Raw genomic sequence first — 17,963 nt, 5'->3', positions numbered from 1 at the left:
CGTTTTACAAGTTTTGTTTGATTACCATTAAAAACTAACATTAAGCCTTACTCCCATAGTACGGATCGGCGGTAATCCGAATTGTGAAACTCCCATACCTCTAATTCCATCATAAAAAGCAGTTTCAGGATCTTCTTTCATTTTGTTTTTTGCCCAGAACATAACATTTTTTGAAAATGCCGTGATCGAAATATCCTGGCAACGTAACTTCTGTGCAAGAGATTTATCTAGTGAATAGGTCAGGTTGATCTCTTTTATTTTGAATGAAGTAGCATCGTGCGTCCTGAACTGTGCTCCGGACCATAACTCCTGTCCTTCCATGTTATATGGATTCATATAAAGGGTTTTGGTAGGATCAACACCGTTTTTAATATAAGACTCATCGGAGAGCTTTAGCTTTTCTTCCGGAGTCAGTGTAGACAGATCAATGTTAGGATCAATATAAACTGCATTCCAGTAACCGAAATAACGGGGATCGCCATTATACATTGTCATGAGCTCCTGCATTTTCTCTTTGTAGTTTTCAAAACCAGCATCATTGAACATATCATCAGGATTAGGCATGCTTGATAAACCACCGGCAAAACGTCCTCCTGTCCAATACTCGTTATACTTATCGCCGTAGATAGCCATAATATCCGCCATACCATCATCAATCATGATTTTCTGTGTTTCAGAAATAAACACTCCTCCTACTCTTAAGCTTGCGACAATATTAAGTCTGAAGTTTTTGTATTTAGCATCCATGCTGAACCCATATATTGCCTTAGGATTCATATTTCCCAGGTAACCATTCTTTCTGATGTAATCTGTTGTCTGAACAGCTTCTTCAATAATACCGTCAGGACCAGTCAGCATCATGCCTTTGTATTTTCCGGTCTGAATATAACCAATAGGAGATTCAGCATACAAATCTCCTACCTGTGAACCTTTGAACAGGGATAACATGGCAGATCCATCATATGAATAGAACTTCTCAGAGAAACGGGGATCTAATTCCTTGATAACTGATTTAAAAGTAGTAATGTTACCAGTTAAGCTAACCTGCCAGTTTTTGGTGCGTACAGGGGTAACTGTTAATGCAGCTTCTATTCCTGTAGATTTTACAGATCCCATATTAGTAAGTACGTTGGCAAAACCAGAAGAATTAACTACCGGCAAATTTTGTATCTGGTTGATATGGTTTTTAGAATAGATAGTAAACTCCCCGGCCAAGCGGTTATCAATCGCTCTGAAGTCAAGTCCTGCCTCTTTTGTTATATTGAGTTCCGGAAGAATTTTTGTATCTACAAGATCTCCTCCGATAGTTCCCATGGCAACACCATTCCAGGTATTACCTGAAATACCATAGCTATCCAGGTTAACAGGATTCCCAATTCCATAGCCTGTTTCTGCATAACCTCCTCTCAACTTGAGGAAGTTAAATACATTCCCCATATCGAAGGTCTCTGATGCAATCCAGCTTAAAGATGCTCCTGGATAAAAATGGCTGTCTTTTTCGTGAGGTAAAATACCTACCCAGTCATTACGTCCTGAGAGTTCCAGGTAAACCATATTTCGCCATCCGATGGAAGCTGTAGCATAAGCGCCATAGTTCCGGCTCGAATAGCCCCGGTTAAATTCAGCAGCTTGCTTCACAGATGCCGGTAGCGAGTTATAGGTAAAGGAGTTTGGAGTTGTTAACTCATTACCCCCAAAACCTGAGCTATTAGCTTCAGAGTAGTTATATGAAAAGCCTCCGAGGGCATCTAGAGACAGATCATTGTTAAGAAAAGTTTTATTGTATGCAAGCAGTACATCATTTCTTACATCAAGACTGCTGGTATATCTTTGCTCATACCCGCCTTTTGTAGCCCTTTCGGATCCCCATGGCGTTTTTCTTTCAAATGCAAAGCTCTGCTGGTTAATACCCGAACGTACAGTAAACAAGAACGGTTTTCCCAACTTCCAGTCAAGCTGAACTTTCCCGAAAATTACATCTTTGGTATAGGTTCTGATGATATTCTCCGCCGCAAAATAAGGCCCGTTTTTGCCAACTGCATTATCAAAACCCGATGCATTCACCCTGCTCAGCCGATCTTCTCCAGGGTTGCTTAAATAAGGGGTATTCTGGTAAGTGCCATTCCAGTCAGTAAGCCATGTGTCAGCCTTTTTCCACTCTGACATTTTGGGCATATTGATAGGCATTGACATGGCATGAGCGAGAGGATTATCTTCTCTTTTTCCATACACATGCGACTGGTTCGGCACAAACGTACGGGAATAAGATGCCTGAGAGCTAACTGAGAGATTGTTGGTGATATTGTATTTTCCATCAAAAGAAACATTGGTCCGGGATGTTTTATTACCGGGAACTACTGCGTTATGAACCATGTTGCCTAAGTTGAGGCGGTAATTTCCTTTATCATAATTGCCTGTTACAGCCACATTATTGTCAGCCATTATTCCCGTTCTCAGAAAAGCCAACAGCGGATCTTTGTCACCACGGGCTTCAAGAACAGATTCTTCCCACTCCTGTGTAAGAATGTTCCATCTCCATACAGGAGTATTATTTACTTTATCGTCTATACTCCAGCCAAGCCCCTTTTTATCGCTGGTCAAAGCACTTCCATCCTCATCGCCCTGAAAAAAGCTACGCTGAACAGGTGGAGCGCTGTAAGCCTGGTCAAATGAAACTGCGCTGCTAACCGAAACGCCAATACCTTTTTTAGCACCCGCGCCAGACTTTGTGGTAATTAAAATAACACCATTCCCTGCCTGAGACCCGTAAAGCGCAGAAGCACTGGCGCCTTTCAGTACTGAAATACTTTCTATATCGTTAGGATTGAGGGTTGAAATAAAATTCCCCACATCAATACCTGCTGTGGATCCAACCTGATTGGAGCTTAATTGCACACCATTCAAAACGATCAATGGTTGGGTTTCGTTGTTAACGTTCCTTTTATCATTCATGATTCCTTTCAGGGAAGTAGCGCCACGTATATTGAACATTACAGAAGAGGTAGGTGAAGACGTAAGACTGTTCATCTGAACGCCAGTAACCTTACCTTCAAGCGATTTTAATACGTTTGAGGTACCGCCGGTTTCCATATCTTTAGCATTCACGGAAGAAATGCTGTAACCCAACGACCTCTTCTCCTTTTTCATACCAAGAGAAGTTACGACTACCTGCTCCAACTCCTTACCGGAAGATTCAAGCGTAATCTCTAAATCTGGTTTACCGGATACCGCAATTTCCTTTGTATCATAGCTAACATGGCTTATTACCAAAACGGCATTGGCATTGTTTACTCTTATTGTAAACTCACCGTCTGCGTTAGTTCTGGTGACATTACCGGTTCCTTTTTCCGTTACTGTTGCTCCGGCAACAGGCCCATTGGCATCTGAAATTCTACCTCTAACCTGGAAATCTGCCACAGCAGTATTGCCAGGCGTCATGGGTGTTTCAACCTTTTCGTCTGGCGTTGCGAGCTCCTTTGCTTTTATAACATATACCTCCTTTACTTTTTCAAACCGGAGGCCGGCCGGAGTTAACACAGCATCAAGTGCTGCATCCGGGTTCGTTTGTTTTTTTGCATCTAACTCATTGTACCAAACCTTTACTGATTTGAGTGTGCTAGACTGATAACTATAATATACGTTATCATACGCTTTTTTGAACTCCTGCATAAATTCCTGCAGGGATGTACTCTTAGCATTGCTAACAGTACCGATCTTGTCAGGAATATTCGAGCTCAGAGACTCGCCATCCTGTGCCTTGATTACTGTAGCGTTTGCAAGCAGTATCATTGCTGACAGTAATGCTAATAAGCAGTGTTTTGAAAAAGATTGTCTTCTTTTCATAACTGTTTTGATTGGGTTTAATAAATAATTAATTGCTGGTTTTTCGTGTGTATATGTATATTCAAAGTTTTTTCAAGGATGCTTACCAGGGTTGAGAAATCGTTTACAGAAACAACAGCGGTGATAGTGAGTTGCTTTAATTCTTCTTTCTCAAACACTACATCCATTCCGTAATATTCCTTAATAAAATCAGCTACGGTTTTTAATGTAGTTTCTTCAAAATGCCATTCTTTACCCTGCCATGCTGACGTATATAATTCAATATTTGCATTATTGGTTACAAGCGTATGATGTAAAGTATCGAGTTGTACCATCTGCCCCGCTACTATGCTTGCCGACTTTGTTTTATCTCTTTTTAGCGTAACATTTACTTTACCACTGGCAAGCACTATATCTGTTTGTTTTGAACGGGCATTAACATTAAACGCTGTACCGGTTACATATATATCAAGTTCATTGGCGTGTACAATAAAAGGTGTGTTGGCAACTTTTCTTTTAACAGTAAAAAAAGCGTTGCCCTTTAGTATAACTTCTCTTACCGCAACACTTGAAAAGTTGCTGTTGAAACTAATGGAAGATGCACCATTTAATATTACAACAGAACTATCAGGCAAAACAACTTCTTTGATTTGCCTTGGCGCTGTGCTTATCATATGCATTACCGGTAACTGCAGTTTTGCCTGATTAGGGAGCAATACGATTATCAGTATTATTAAAAAAAAACTTGCTGCAGCTAATGACACCCATCCCCACTTATTAACTATTTCCTTTTGGGCAGGTATCTCTACCGGATCTGAAAACCCCAGTTCACGGTAAATGATGGATTTAAGAAAGGCTTTTTCACGTGAATTCAGATCAGGAATATGTGCATTTTTATTGCCAAGCTCCTGTACTAACCTGCCGGCATTAATTATTTTCTTTTCTTCTTCCGGAAAATCTGTAATAAATGAAGTGAAGAAATTATTATTTTCCTCATTGGGCGAAAGCAGCCATTGCTGAAAATATTCATCAGCAGCAAGCTCATCCTCAGTAAGTCTTTTATAATGATCTATGTTTATCATGCCCATCAACACTAAGGAGATGGGCTTTTAAACAGGCATACTCATTGAGGGTAATAAATTTTTGCGGGTGGTGGGTGATGGGCTAGAACCCAAAGTCCATAGCTCATAGCTGACCACTGATGGCTGACACCTCACCTCGTATAATTCGGCGCTTCTTTAGTGATCTCTATATCATGTGCATGGCTTTCCCTCATACCGGCATTGGTAATTTTAATAAACTGTGATTTTTGTAAAGCAGCAATATTGCCTGCTCCGCAATAGCCCATACCGGAACGAAGCCCTCCTGTATATTGATATATGATTTCACTAAGACTGCCCTTGAAAGCAACCCGTCCTTCTATACCTTCAGGAACATATTTTTTAATATCTTCTTCCACATCCTGAAAATAACGATCACCGCTTCCCTGGCTCATAGCGCCAAGTGACCCCATACCCCTGTATTGTTTGAATTTTCTTCCTTCATATATGATGGTTTCGCCAGGGCTTTCTTCTGTACCGGCAAAAACACCACCCATCATTACAGCATTGGCACCTGCTGCCAGGGCTTTTACCATATCACCGGTATATCTTATTCCTCCATCTGCAATAAGTGGAATATTCTTTTTATGCAGTACAGAAGCGGCTTCCATAATGGCTGTAATTTGAGGCACACCTGCACCGGCAACAATTCTTGTTGTACATATAGAACCGGGTCCGATACCCACTTTTACCGCATCTGCACCGGCTTCTGCCAATGCTTTAGCGCCGGCAGCAGTTCCTATATTGCCTGCTATTACTTCCAGTTTTTTAAAATTCTTTTTTAATCTTTTCAACGATTCTATAACACCACGCGTATGTCCATGTGCGCTGTCAAGACAAACTACGTCTACCCCTATTTGTTGTAAAGCGGCAGCACGGTCAAGCAGATCAGCAGTAATGCCAAGTGCAGCTCCTGCAATCAATCTGCCAAAACCATCCTTAACTGCATTGGGGTGGCTCTGCAATTGAAGAATATCGCGATAAGTGATTAATCCAACCAGGAAACCCCGCCTATCCACAACCGGTAGTTTTTCTATTTTATACTGACTTAATATGGTTTTTGCTTTTCTAAGATCAGTACCTTCAGGAGCAGTAATCAAATTGTCCTTCGTCATTACCTCGCTCACTTTTTTGGTAACAGAAGTTTCAAACCTGAGGTCGCGGTTGGTTAAAATACCTACCAGTTTCTTTTTATCATCTACAATCGGAATACCGCCAATCCTGTTTTCCCTCATCAGTTTTAAGGCATCGCCTATCGTGGCATTTTCATGTAAGGTAACAGGGTCCAGAATTAAACCGCTTTCACTACGCTTCACTTTTCTAACCTGCTCTGCCTGCTTTTCAATGGTCATGTTTTTATGAAGAATACCTATTCCACCCTCTCTTGCAAGTGCAATAGCAAGATTTGCTTCAGTAACAGTATCCATTGCCGCAGAAAGCATTGGAATGTTCAGCGTTATGTTTTTTGTAAGTTTTGTAGCTATGGAAACTTCACGCGGCAAAACCTCTGAGTATGCCGGAACCAGTAACACATCATCGAAGGTTAAACCTTCACCAAAAAATTTTGAGGGAAATTTGTCTTTGGAAGAGTTAATTATTGTTGCCATGTGCAAAGATAGCGTAGCAGATAAATAGCTTCCAAATTTTACTCAGTTAAGTTTATATAATTTACCCGGAAGGCTGGTAATCAATCCCTGCAGCTCAAGATCCAGGATAGCTGCCGCGATAATACTACTGCTAAAATCGCAGCTAAGGTTGATCTCATCTATATGAACCGCATCTTTTTTGCTTAATATTTCCGTAATAGCTGATTGTTCGGGCGTTAGTTCGGAAAACAATACAGTTTGCCTTATTTTTTTTTTAGGTAACACCCGGGTATCCCAATTCATACATTCAATAATATCTTTCCCTGAAGTAATTAAAGCAGCCTTATTACTCCTTATAAGATAATTACATCCGGCACTTTTAAGGTCGTTTGCTCTACCTGGCACAGCAAAAACGTCTTTATTATAATTTCCTGCTAATTCGGCGGTGATCATGCTGCCTCCCTGAAGGCTGGTTTCAATAACTATTGTTGCATCCGCTATTCCTGCAACTATCCTGTTTCGCTTGGGAAAATTTTGTTTATCAGGTTTGGTGCCCGACATAAAATCGCTGAGTATTCCGCCTTCCCTTATCATTTCTTTTGCCAGGGAGCTATGAGCAGAGGGATATATCCTGTCTAGCCCATGTGCCAGCACACCTATGGTTGGTAATTCATTTTTTAAAGCAGTTTTATGTGCAATGGCATCTATACCATAAGCCAGCCCGCTTACTACCAGTACCCTGTACTCAGAAAGCTCTTCAATAATACGATTGGTCATTTCCCTCCCATAATCTGTATGTGTACGGCTTCCGATAACCGATACTACTTTATCCATGTTCAAATCGGCCCCTCCTTTATAATATAATACCGAGGGCGCATCATAACAGTTGAGCAACCTCCGTGGATAGTTAATATTACCCGGAACAAGTACATGTATTTTATACTTTTCAGTAAATGTTAGTTCTTCTTCTGCCCTCGAAAAATCTTTAAAAGCTTTAATGTTATGGGCTCTTATACTTCCAATACCCGGAATTTTTTCCAGGTGATTTTTTTTAGCGAGGAATATATCTTTTGCTGAGTCAAAGTGCTGGAGAAGTTCCCGCATTTGCACATCTCCAATTTGCGGAACCCCGGTTAGTGCAATATAGTACAAGAGGTCGTTAGCCATATAGCCTGGTGTTTTCAAAATATACAAAGAAAAACCCCTTCGCATAAAACGAAGGGGGCTTCTAATCTTTTAACCGTTAACCATTAAACCTTATCCTATGAAAAACCGAAATTAAAATGCTTTTTTGAATTTTAGACTGAATACTTAAAGTTTTTTATACATATTGGGGAAAAAATGCAACAGCCAGAAAAATAAGGGAATGATCAGCAAAAACGTGAGTATTAAAAAAAAAGAGGCTGGATAGACATCCTGCCCCGTTTCTAAATCCAATATCCTATGAAAAACCAAATAATAGACCACTGATTAAAGCAAAACGTTGCAAAGAATTTAAAATTTTCGCACACGTTTGCATTTATTTAATAAATAATGTATAAAAATTTTATAAACAGAGATAAATACATGCCAAGTATATACAATAAAAAAAGGGCTGGATAGACATCCTGCCCGTTTCTAAATCCAATATCCTATGAAAAACCATTTACAAGACAATGATTTATTCAGAATAGTTGCATCTATTTAATTTTCTTACAAATATTTCAATATTAAACAAATAAACAATATCAATGGTGTAACATTAATAAGGGAGGACAGAAGTGGGGTATAAAAACAGAAAAGGGCTGGATAGAAATCCTGCCCCGTTTTAAATCCAATATCCTATGAAAAACCGGGTCTATAACGGGTGCAGTGATCGCTATATTGTTTTGAAGCTGAAAATTATTTCCAGGTAGCTGAAAAAGCATTCCGGTAATGCTCAAATGGTGTTTTACCAAAATGCCCATCACCAAAATACCGGAGTATTAATTCCATATCAGGTACTTTTAAATAACCTGGGATAGCCTGGGGAGCTGTATCATCATCAACTAATATAATGGTAGTTGGAAAAGAAAGTTGCCCATTGGTGAGGTATAGCGCGAATGAATTTATTTTATACTGCGCATTATAGCTATACAGCTTGTCCTTCCAGCTTAAGGAGTTTTTTGTTTCCGCATCTATTTTTACAGGGTAAAAATTATTTTCAATGTATTTGATTACGTCAGGGTTTGAATAAGTTTTCTTATCCATTACCTTGCACCAGCCACACCAGTCGGTATATAAATCAATAAGTACGGGTTTCTTTTTTTCTTTCATCTTTGCTGCTGCCTCCTCAAGGCTCAGCCAGGTTAATGTTTCTTTATGTACATTAGTATGTGGCTCAGCATCAGTTATAACAACCCGGGTGGAAGTATTTCCCTGTAATTGCAGTACAGCATACAACACCAATAAAATGCCTGATATTTGCATCTTTATCATATTACTACAAAAATAAAAATCATTTGAACAGAAAAATAGTTATTGCAATAACCGGTGCAAGCGGCTCAATATATGCCAGGCAATTGCTTGATAAATTATCAGTTATTAAGGATCAGTGGCAATCGCTTGCAATAATTATTACAGATAACGCCAAAACTGTATGGAAAACGGAATTGGGAAACGAAAATTATAATAATTACCCATTTGATACCTATTCAAAGAATGATTTTAACGCTCCTTTTGCTTCAGGCTCGGGTCAATATGATACTATGATAATTGTTCCCTGTTCAATGGGCACACTGGGAAGGATAGCAACAGGCATATCAAATGACTTAATTACCCGCGCCGCAGATGTAATTTTAAAAGAAAGAAGAAAACTGGTTTGTGTGGTAAGAGATACGCCTTATAATCTCATACATATCCGTAATATGGAAGCGGTTACACTGGCAGGTGGAATTATCTGCCCTGCAACACCCTCTTTTTATAGTAAACCGCAAACACCGGAAGATATTGCCGCAACAGTTACAGACAGAATGCTTGACTTGTGTGGGTTTAAGATAAAAACGTATAGATGGGGGGAGTGAGGTAGTAGGAGGTAGCTATCAGCGGTCAACAATCAGCTTTGAGCTAGCGATGTAAACGCATAAGGTGTTCGCAGCGCTGCCATTCAGCCCCGGCAAATCTTATATTATAGTTTTAATAGCTGATAGCTGATAGCCCTATTGCAAATCTATCACCTCAACACCAGGATATTTTTTTGCATCAAATACAAAAGTAGCATCAGCTATTGTAGCATTAGGGGTAAATGAAGTAACTGAGTAAGTATACCTGTTACCATTTTTTTCAAACACTTTTGTAGATACAATATTCCTGGAAGCTTTATCTACATAAGCCAGTATTTTAAAGAAGGCCTTGTTCTTATCAGTAGGAGTGAGTTCTATTTCCTGTAAGGTTTTACCGCCCTCCTTTTTTTCACCATTCAGCTTGTATAAAAAATCTTTATCGTAAAAATTAGCGAATATTTTTTGCGGCGTAAAACTATTACCACTGGGGTCGAATTTGCTCAGTTGCACCTCGTTGCTTGCCTTATCATACGTCCAGATATTTTTGCCGTTGCAAAAAACCTCCTGGTCATTCAGTTCAAGTTTGTATTGGTTTCCTTTCATAAAAGCAGTTCCCTTCTTTGTTCCCTGTACTTTCCCGGCTGAATTTTCTATCTGCAACTGAAAAACTGCTTTAACAGAGCTATATGATTTAAATTTTGCAGTAACCGCATCCAATATTTTTTTCGCATCCGGATCACTGGTACCCAAGCTGTTAGCAGAAGTTTGTGAAAAGGAAGATAAAGCACTGAAAGACAAAAAGAACGCGACCACTAATAAATTTTTCATTGTTATGATTTAAGTATACCGATTGTTGGTTAAGACGTATTAAAATACTAAAAGGTTTAATGACGAATGTTAAAGCCTGCTCTTACAAAGCTTGCAAAAACTCTTCCAACTCAGTTTCTGTTTTAAATATTACATCTCTTGCTTTACTGCCCTGGTTTGCGCCTACAATACCTGCAGCTTCCAGTTGATCCATTAATCTGCCGGCACGATTATATCCTAATTTCATGCGGCGTTGCAGTAGTGAAGTTGACCCTATCTGGCTTTGTACAATCAATCGTGCTGCATCCTCAAAAAGCGGATCACGGTTGCCTGAATCAAAATCTCCTTTTTCCAATTCTTTTTCGTCCACATATTCCGGAAGGAAAAATGGTTGCGGATAACCTCTTTGATCACTGATAAAATCTACAATTTGCTCTACTTCGGGTGTGTCTACAAACGCACATTGCACCCTTGTAACTTCGCCATTATACGATACCAGCATATCGCCTCTGCCTATCAACTGCTCCGCGCCGCCGGTATCTAAAATTGTTCTTGAATCTATTTTTGAAGATACTTTAAATGCCACACGGGCAGGGAAGTTTGCTTTTATAGTACCGGTAATAATATTTACAGATGGTCTTTGTGTAGCAATGATCAAATGTATACCTACCGCTCTTGCCAGCTGCGCCAGTCTTGCAATAGGCATTTCAATTTCTTTACCGGCAGTCATGATCAAATCTGCAAACTCATCAATCACCAATACAATAAATGGCAGGAACTGATGTCCTTTTTCAGGATTCAGCTTGCGTGCAATAAACTTCTCATTATACTCTCTTATATTCCGGCAACCCGCTTCTTTCAATAAATCGTAACGGTTATCCATTTCAATACACAACGCGTTCAGTGTATGCACCACCTTTTTGGTATCTGTAATAATAGATTCTTCTTCACCAGGCAATTTTGCCAGGAAATGCTTTTCAATCATCCGGTATAAGCTCAGCTCCACCTTTTTGGGATCTACCATCACCAATTTTAACTGCGACGGATGTTTTTTATACAGCAATGAAACGAGTATGGCATTAATACCAACTGATTTGCCCTGGCCTGTTGCTCCTGCCATCAGCAGGTGTGGCATAGTGGCCAGGTCTACTATAAAATGTTCGTTATCGATTTTTTTACCTAATGCTATTGGAAGTGAAAATTTATTTTGTTGAAATTTATCTGAAGACAACAGACCTTTCATGCTTACAATTGTCTTCTTAACATTCGGCACTTCTATTCCTATTGTTCCTTTTCCGGGAATGGGTGCAATAATACGTATCCCCAATGCCGCAAGACTAAGCGCTATATCATCTTCCAGGTTTTTAATACGGGAGATTCGTACACCCGCAGCAGGCACAATTTCATACAAGGTAACAGTGGGACCTACCGTAGCAAAAATCTGGCGTATGTCTATATCATAGTTCTTAAGCGTACTGATGATCTGGCTCTTATTAGCCTCAAGCTCTGCTGAATCAAGTACTATTCTTTCACTACCATGCGTTTCAAGCAAATCTAATGAAGGGTATTTATAATCCCGCAAATCAAGAATAGGATCATACGGAGGAAGATTTTCTACTTTAACAACCGGCTCATCAAATGCCTGTTCTTCTTCAACATCTTCCCCTTCCCCGTCTTCATTACCCACAGTATTTATTTGTAATTCCGGTTCTTTATTATCTTTTTTATTTTTTCCGGGCTGGCGCTTTACTTTTTCATCCTGCAAATCAGTTAAAGCAAGCGGCACATCTGTTTTTACCGTTGCACCCTTTTCTATCAGTTCAAGTACTTCATCCTCCTCTTCTTCAACTGCAGGAGGTATAACTACTACGCCGCCATGATGTTTCAGCCCATTGGATTTGCCCTTGCTTACACCCTCTTCAACAAACAGCTTAGCTTCATCACTAAAAGAATTATCAACCGGAATAAAAGTCTCTTTTTCCTTTTTACCCAACAATTTTTTGCCATATTTGGGAACAGAAAATACCGGGTTAAACCGCCATATAAAATAACAAAACCCTGCTACCAGTAAAAGCGCGGCAGCGCCCACCTTGCCTAACAAACCGCTTAACCATTCACTGGTAATATTACCAATTTCTCCGCCCCATGCAAACTGGCTTCCTCCGGAAATAAAAGCAAGGGTTGTACTGAAAAATATGAGCCCTACAACTATATACCGAAAATTTCTCCATGCAGAGAAAATTTTCTTCTCAAATAAAAGATTGGCGCCAACAATAAAGAAGAAAGTGCAAAAGAGATAGGAAGACAACCCAAATCCTTTATAAAAAAAGATATGCGATACATAAGCTCCTATCCTGCCAAGTAGGTTGGCAGCTTTAACGTTGTCTTCAAATAAAAACGAGGAGAATCCTTTCAGCACCTTATCCTGGTCTTGCCGCCAGGTAAAAATATAAGATGTAAATGCAATGAAAAGAAAAAAAGCGGTGAGCAAAAGAATGCTGCCTACAATCTTATAGGTGCGTTCATCTTTTACTATTTCCTTCACCTTTACCTTTTCCTCTTTATCAACAGCAAGTTTTTCAGGATCAGGGTTTTTGGACTTCTTATTTTTAAGTTTATTAGCCATGTAACTTCAAACCTATAGTTAAAGATATACAAAGATAAGATGATTAGCCTGTGGCATTCCTTTTAGAGCTATGTATTTGCTCACAAAAAGCTAAAATTGTTATTTTTGGAAAGCAATGCTTCTAAAACAATTCTTTCAGCATAAGCGGCTAGCCACCCTGCTTGTTTGCATATTACTTTTTGAAAATGCAAAAAGCCAGTATCATTTTTTCACTAAAAGTGAAGTGAATGTAGCTTCAATTCAAACAGAAATGCTGTTATCTCCCCGGCAATTTGAGATTGCAACAAGCAACACACCTATTTTAAATCCAAACGACATTTCCCTGCTTTCCTACAAAAATATGGAAGCGTTGTTACCTGCATCAGGCAAATTGCGTGGCAATGCCAATTCTTCCAACATTTATATTAAAGCCCTTTTTTCCAATACTTCCGACACCACCGTAGAAGTTTTTTTTTATCCCGGGTATTATTTTAAATCTATTTTTTTATTCAGGCAACCTACTAAAGTTGGGAGTAATGTGCAGAGCCTGGCTGAAAGAAAACCTGATTTTAAATTTGAAGACAGCTACAAGGGTATTGTACTGCAACCTAAAGAAAGCAGTTATTATTACATTCAACTGCAGCCTGTAAGAATCCAGGTAAATACTTTCCGCCCCGAATTAATAAATCCTGCGTTTCTCTCTGCCCATGCGGCACGTGTGCGTGAAGATAATAACCAGATCAGCATTCTCACTTATATAATAGTAGGCATTTTGGGAATGATGATCATATTTTCATTCGCTAACTTCATTGTAACCGGTAAAAAAGAATTTTTATTTTATTGCCTGTATACCTTATTTAACGCAAGCATATTATTTGGCAAAACATATCTATACTTATCCACTTCCGACTTTAACTACTTTTTTGAGGAATACATGGACTTCGCACTGCTATTGGGGGGTATCGTTTTCTATGTTTACTTTTTAAAGTATTTTCTGAGCATAAATAAACAAACCAATAAGTTATTAAATCTTGTGCTGAATTGTATAGAGATACTGTCAATCATTTTTGCTTTTGCTTATACGTTTACCTATTTTCTTACAGATGATATTGCCGGACTTTCTATAATGGAAATGGTAATGAAATATGTCATTCTTGGGATAGGTTTATTTTTTATAGGTCTTGGGTTTAGAGAGAAAAGCAAACTTATAAATTATATTATATGGGGAAATATATGCGTTATTGTATTTGGTTTTATATCGCTTACCATCATCATTTCCCCGGTACAACAATCTTCTATATTCTCCCACGCATTGTTTCACTATGAAATGGGACTGGTAGGAGAACTTGCTTTTTTTCTCTTGGGTTTAACCTATAAAAGCAGGACGGAACTGATCAACAAGATAAAAACCGAAGATGCGGTTAACCACGAAAATGACAAAAAAAATTTTGAAAAACAACTTGCCATCATACAGGCAAGACAGGAAGAAAGAAACCGGATTTCTGCGGATATGCATGATGAATTAGGCGGTGGCATGACAGCAATACGCCTGATGAGTGAACTTGCAAAACAAAGAACATACAGGGAAAATATGCCGGAGATAGAAAAGATATCAGCATCAGCCAACGATCTTTTAAGTAAAATGAATGCTATTATATGGAGCATGAGCCCTGTAAATGATACGCTTTCTAATCTCATTGCTTATATCAAAAGCTATGCTTCTGATTTTTTTGAAAATACCAATATTCAGTGTGAGGTAATTGCGCCGGAGCAGATACCGGCAATAGAAATGACAGGAATAAAAAGAAGAAATATTTTTTTAGCGGTAAAAGAGGCGCTGAATAATATATTAAATTATACTGATGCCAATACTGTAACTATTGCTGTACATATCAATCAAAATCTCACTGTAATCATTAAAGATAATAGTACGCGTATGTCATATGAGGAGGTATCGGTAAATGACAACAGGTTTGTACATATCAAAAAAAGAATGGAAACAATACAGGGAGAATTATATATACAAAACCTCAACGGCACTGCTGTTATACTGGAAATTGCCTTACAAAAATGAAGATCAATCCGGAGAAGATGAGGATTTCTCCCTCCTGTGCGTATGTGTGCTTGGTTTAAGCGCCTGTATAAAAATACATATCCATCCGGCAATAAAACAAATACCACCAAGTGGAGTAACTGCTCCTACCCCTTTTAATCCAACATTTTCAGTAGCCTGCAAATAAGTGAGCATATACAAAGAGCCGCAAAACAACACGATACCTGAAATAAAAAGAATACCCGCCCATTCCATCAGTTTCGTTGGCATACGGCGGTATAAAATGCCAACAGACAGCAATGCAAATGTGTGATAAAACTGGTAGCGTACACCTGTTTCAAAAGTTGAAAGCGCATTTTCATCTATCAGTTTTTTAAGGCTGTGAGCGCCAAATGCGCCAAGCGCTACACTAAAAGCGCCAAGCAGTGCTGCATATTGAATAAAACGTTTAGACATACTTTCTCATTATTTGTTCAAATGTATCTTCTGCAATTGTTTCTGTGTTCAGAATTACACCTGATTGTATATAAAACTTATTTCTCTTGTTTATATTGTTCTCTATGAACGGTATAAGCTCTTCGTTTGTAAGGTTTTTGATAAGAGGACGGTGGTCTTTTTCTTTAGTCAATCTTTCCGCCAATACCTGAACAGATGTATTTAAATAAATTGTAATTCCGTTATCATTCATCCATTGCATATTATCAAAAAAGCAAGGTGTTCCTCCCCCGGTAGAAAGAATAAAGTCATTCTTATTTTTAAACTGGTACAATGCTTCCTTCTCCTTCTCCCTGAAAAAACTTTCTCCGTGTTTTTCAAACATTTCCCGGATGGTCATTCCCGCGTTTCGCTCAATTTCATGATCGAGGTCGAAAAAATCCATGCCATGCCGGGCAGCCCATAGCTTACCCCAATACGTTTTTCCGGTTCCCATATACCCCAAAAGAAAAATCCTCATGCTGTCGGGTTTATAACTAAACGAACCATTAAGGCATTAAGAAACATTAAGAAAACACTTAACTATGCTTAACTGCTTAGTGGTTTAAAAAAATCAGTTAAATAAAAAATAAAGAACTTACCCAAATGCAGAACTACCTATTTAAAGGCATTCAACCCCGTTATATCCATTCCTGTAATCAGCAAATGTATATCATGGGTGCCCTCGTAGGTTATTACGCTTTCCAGGTTCATCATATGGCGCATAACGGAATACTCACCCGTAATGCCCATGCCACCAAGCATCTGCCGGGCAGCCCTGCAAATACTGGTAGCCACTTCGCAGCCATTTCTTTTGGCCATGCTTACCTGCTGGGGAGTAGCTTTTCCTTCGTTCATTAAAACGGCAATACGCCAGTTCAATAATTGCGCTTTACTTATTTCAGTGATCATTTCAGCCAGTTTTTTTTGCTGCAACTGAAATCCTCCTATCGGCCTGTCAAACTGAATTCTCTCTTTTGAATACCTCAGCGCAGTATCATAGCAATCCATTGCCGCTCCAATGGTTCCCCAGGCAATACCAAACCTGGCTTTGGTCAGGCATCCCAACGGGCCTTTTAATCCTTTTACATTAGGCAGTATATTAGTTTTGGGAACTTTTACATTATCAAATACGAGCTCACCGGTGGCAGAAGCGCGTAAACTCCATTTACCATGCGTTGTGGGTGTGCTGAAACCTTCCATCCCTCTTTCCAGTATCAGCCCACGTATATCACCATTTTCATCCTTTGCCCAAACTACTGCAACCTGTGCATAAGGCGCGTTACTGATCCACATTTTAGCGCCGTTCAATATTACATGGTCGCCTGCATCTTTAATATTGGTAAGCATGCCGGCAGGGTTAGAGCCATGATCCGGTTCCGTTAATCCAAAACAACCAAGCCATTCGCCGCTTGCAAGTTTTGGAAGATATTTATTGCGCTGCTCCTCGCTGCCATATTCATAAATGGGATACATTACCAGGCTGCCCTGTACAGAGGCGGTTGAGCGAACACCGCTATCTCCCCTTTCCAGTTCCTGCATCATCAATCCATAACTTATATAATCTAAACTCCCTCCTCCATATTGTTGCGGTATAGTGGGGCCAAAGCAACCCAGGTCACCCATCTGCTTTACTATCTGTTGAGGAAATTCAGCTTTTTGAGCGTAATCTTCTATAATGGGAGAAATTTCTTTTTTTACATAACTTCTTACCGTTTCCCTGATCATGATCTGTTCTTCCGAAAGTAAATCATCAAGCAGCAGATAATCAGGGCTTACAAACTGGTCGGTACGTGCAGCCATCAGGCAAACATTTAATAATTATTTAAAGATAAGGAAGTAAACGAGAGTGCAAAAGGAGTTTTTAGTGGTCAGATACTTTTTATCTCTGTGCTCAGTTCCCAATGTCCGTTCAGTTTTAATACTTTTTCTATTACATCTCTAACACAGCCCTTACCTCCCGGCAGTGGCGAAATATAATGTGAAATACGCTTAATTTCCTGCACAGCATCCGAGGGGCAACACGCCAACCCAACAGCCTGCATTACTTCATAATCCGGTATATCATCACCCATATAAAGAATCTCTGCTGCATTCAACATATTATCGCTTATATACCGGTTATATATTTCTATTTTATTTTTTACCCGGTGAAACACATCAGTAATGCCAAGGCTGTTCATGCGTTCTACAACCGGCAGCACGTTTCCGCCTGTTATCACTACCACCCGGTATCCCTTTTTCACAGCCAGTTGCAAAACATACCCGTCTTTGGTATTCATAGTGCGTATATATTCAAGCCCGGGCACTATGCTTATGCTCCCGTCTGTCATTACCCCATCAACATCAAAAATAAAAGTGGTTATTTTTTTAAATTGTTCAAGTACGTTCATAGTGAATGGTGAATGGTGAATAGTGAATAGTGCCCATTGCCTATTCCCTGCTCACCGTAAATAATTCGTCAAATATAATTGAAGAAATTTTATCACAACAGGC

13 protein-coding genes are annotated in these 17,963 nt (G+C 39.3%); 2 read left to right on the top strand and 11 right to left on the bottom strand.

Annotated elements, in window-relative coordinates:
* Nucleotides 1-27 precede the first annotated feature (27 nt).
* From DC498_RS06000 to DC498_RS05980, 5 genes are all read right to left on the bottom strand, one after another.
* Nucleotides 28-3,843 carry a SusC/RagA family TonB-linked outer membrane protein gene (locus DC498_RS06000; protein ID WP_116873228.1) on the bottom strand — a complete coding sequence of 1,272 codons (3,816 nt, stop codon included), beginning with the start codon at nucleotides 3,841-3,843 and terminating at the stop codon, nucleotides 28-30.
* A 17-nt stretch (nucleotides 3,844-3,860) separates the two neighbouring features.
* Nucleotides 3,861-4,904 (bottom strand): FecR family protein, encoded by a 1,044-nt coding sequence (locus DC498_RS05995; protein WP_165813765.1) that lies wholly within the window; start codon nucleotides 4,902-4,904, stop codon nucleotides 3,861-3,863.
* A gap of 131 nt (nucleotides 4,905-5,035) precedes the next feature.
* Nucleotides 5,036-6,529 carry an IMP dehydrogenase gene (gene guaB / locus DC498_RS05990; protein WP_116873226.1) on the bottom strand — a complete coding sequence of 498 codons (1,494 nt, stop codon included), beginning with the start codon at nucleotides 6,527-6,529 and terminating at the stop codon, nucleotides 5,036-5,038.
* A 42-nt stretch (nucleotides 6,530-6,571) separates the two neighbouring features.
* Entirely contained in the window at nucleotides 6,572-7,675 is a 1,104-nt protein-coding gene (dprA, locus tag DC498_RS05985; protein ID WP_116873255.1) for a DNA-processing protein DprA, read from the bottom strand.
* Nucleotides 7,676-8,389: 714 nt separating this feature from the next.
* Nucleotides 8,390-8,956: a thioredoxin family protein gene (locus DC498_RS05980; RefSeq protein WP_165813764.1), complete on the bottom strand. Its 567-nt coding sequence runs from the start codon at nucleotides 8,954-8,956 to the stop codon at nucleotides 8,390-8,392.
* Nucleotides 8,957-8,988: 32 nt separating this feature from the next.
* Here DC498_RS05980 and DC498_RS05975 point away from each other — a divergent pair, with 32 nt between their 5' ends.
* Nucleotides 8,989-9,549: a UbiX family flavin prenyltransferase gene (locus tag DC498_RS05975; RefSeq protein WP_116873224.1), complete on the top strand. Its 561-nt coding sequence runs from the start codon at nucleotides 8,989-8,991 to the stop codon at nucleotides 9,547-9,549.
* Between the two features lie 135 nt (nucleotides 9,550-9,684).
* On the opposite strand, the gene DC498_RS05970 is transcribed toward DC498_RS05975, so the two are convergent.
* Nucleotides 9,685-10,356: a LolA family protein gene (locus tag DC498_RS05970; RefSeq protein WP_116873223.1), complete on the bottom strand. Its 672-nt coding sequence runs from the start codon at nucleotides 10,354-10,356 to the stop codon at nucleotides 9,685-9,687.
* Between the two features lie 82 nt (nucleotides 10,357-10,438).
* A complete protein-coding gene (locus DC498_RS05965; RefSeq protein WP_116873222.1) occupies nucleotides 10,439-12,961 on the bottom strand; it encodes an FtsK/SpoIIIE family DNA translocase in 2,523 nt (840 codons plus the stop codon).
* A 115-nt stretch (nucleotides 12,962-13,076) separates the two neighbouring features.
* Between DC498_RS05965 and DC498_RS05960 the strand changes: the two genes are divergently transcribed.
* On the top strand, nucleotides 13,077-15,014 hold the full coding sequence (locus DC498_RS05960; RefSeq protein ID WP_116873221.1) for a sensor histidine kinase: 1,938 nt from the start codon (nucleotides 13,077-13,079) through the stop codon (nucleotides 15,012-15,014).
* Nucleotides 15,015-15,017: 3 nt separating this feature from the next.
* On the opposite strand, the gene DC498_RS05955 is transcribed toward DC498_RS05960, so the two are convergent.
* The 4 genes from DC498_RS05955 to DC498_RS05940 all read right to left on the bottom strand — a co-directional run bounded on the left by DC498_RS05955 (nucleotide 15,018) and on the right by DC498_RS05940 (nucleotide 17,860).
* Entirely contained in the window at nucleotides 15,018-15,449 is a 432-nt protein-coding gene (locus DC498_RS05955) for a DUF423 domain-containing protein (protein ID WP_116873220.1), read from the bottom strand.
* Nucleotides 15,442-15,948 carry a shikimate kinase gene (locus tag DC498_RS05950; RefSeq protein ID WP_116873219.1) on the bottom strand — a complete coding sequence of 169 codons (507 nt, stop codon included), beginning with the start codon at nucleotides 15,946-15,948 and terminating at the stop codon, nucleotides 15,442-15,444. The genes DC498_RS05955 and DC498_RS05950 overlap by 8 nt, the downstream gene beginning before the upstream one ends.
* A 137-nt stretch (nucleotides 15,949-16,085) precedes the next feature.
* Entirely contained in the window at nucleotides 16,086-17,270 is a 1,185-nt protein-coding gene (locus DC498_RS05945) for an acyl-CoA dehydrogenase family protein (protein ID WP_116873218.1), read from the bottom strand.
* A 68-nt stretch (nucleotides 17,271-17,338) separates the two neighbouring features.
* Nucleotides 17,339-17,860: a KdsC family phosphatase gene (locus DC498_RS05940; RefSeq protein WP_116873217.1), complete on the bottom strand. Its 522-nt coding sequence runs from the start codon at nucleotides 17,858-17,860 to the stop codon at nucleotides 17,339-17,341.
* Nucleotides 17,861-17,963 lie beyond the last annotated feature (103 nt).

Source organism: Terrimonas sp. (assembly GCF_003075435.1).
Taxonomy (GTDB): Bacteria; Bacteroidota; Bacteroidia; order Chitinophagales; family Chitinophagaceae; genus Agriterribacter.
Note: the sequence above shows the minus strand (reverse complement) of the source record. Positions and strands in the feature narration are given on the sequence as shown.

Bases quoted from the DNA above. Each gene is read 5' to 3' on its own strand.
- DC498_RS06000 (WP_116873228.1), bottom strand. From the start codon at position 3,843: ATGAAAAGAAGACAATCTTTTTCAAAACACTGCTTATTAGCATTACTG.
- DC498_RS05995 (WP_165813765.1), bottom strand. From the start codon at position 4,904: ATGATAAACATAGATCATTATAAAAGACTTACTGAGGATGAGCTTGCT.
- guaB (WP_116873226.1), bottom strand. From the start codon at position 6,529: ATGGCAACAATAATTAACTCTTCCAAAGACAAATTTCCCTCAAAATTT.
- dprA (WP_116873255.1), bottom strand. From the start codon at position 7,675: ATGGCTAACGACCTCTTGTACTATATTGCACTAACCGGGGTTCCGCAA.
- DC498_RS05980 (WP_165813764.1), bottom strand. From the start codon at position 8,956: ATGCAAATATCAGGCATTTTATTGGTGTTGTATGCTGTACTGCAATTA.
- DC498_RS05970 (WP_116873223.1), bottom strand. From the start codon at position 10,356: ATGAAAAATTTATTAGTGGTCGCGTTCTTTTTGTCTTTCAGTGCTTTA.
- DC498_RS05965 (WP_116873222.1), bottom strand. From the start codon at position 12,961: ATGGCTAATAAACTTAAAAATAAGAAGTCCAAAAACCCTGATCCTGAA.
- DC498_RS05960 (WP_116873221.1), top strand. From the start codon at position 13,077: ATGCTTCTAAAACAATTCTTTCAGCATAAGCGGCTAGCCACCCTGCTT.
- DC498_RS05955 (WP_116873220.1), bottom strand. From the start codon at position 15,449: ATGTCTAAACGTTTTATTCAATATGCAGCACTGCTTGGCGCTTTTAGT.
- DC498_RS05950 (WP_116873219.1), bottom strand. From the start codon at position 15,948: ATGAGGATTTTTCTTTTGGGGTATATGGGAACCGGAAAAACGTATTGG.
- DC498_RS05945 (WP_116873218.1), bottom strand. From the start codon at position 17,270: ATGGCTGCACGTACCGACCAGTTTGTAAGCCCTGATTATCTGCTGCTT.
- DC498_RS05940 (WP_116873217.1), bottom strand. From the start codon at position 17,860: ATGAACGTACTTGAACAATTTAAAAAAATAACCACTTTTATTTTTGAT.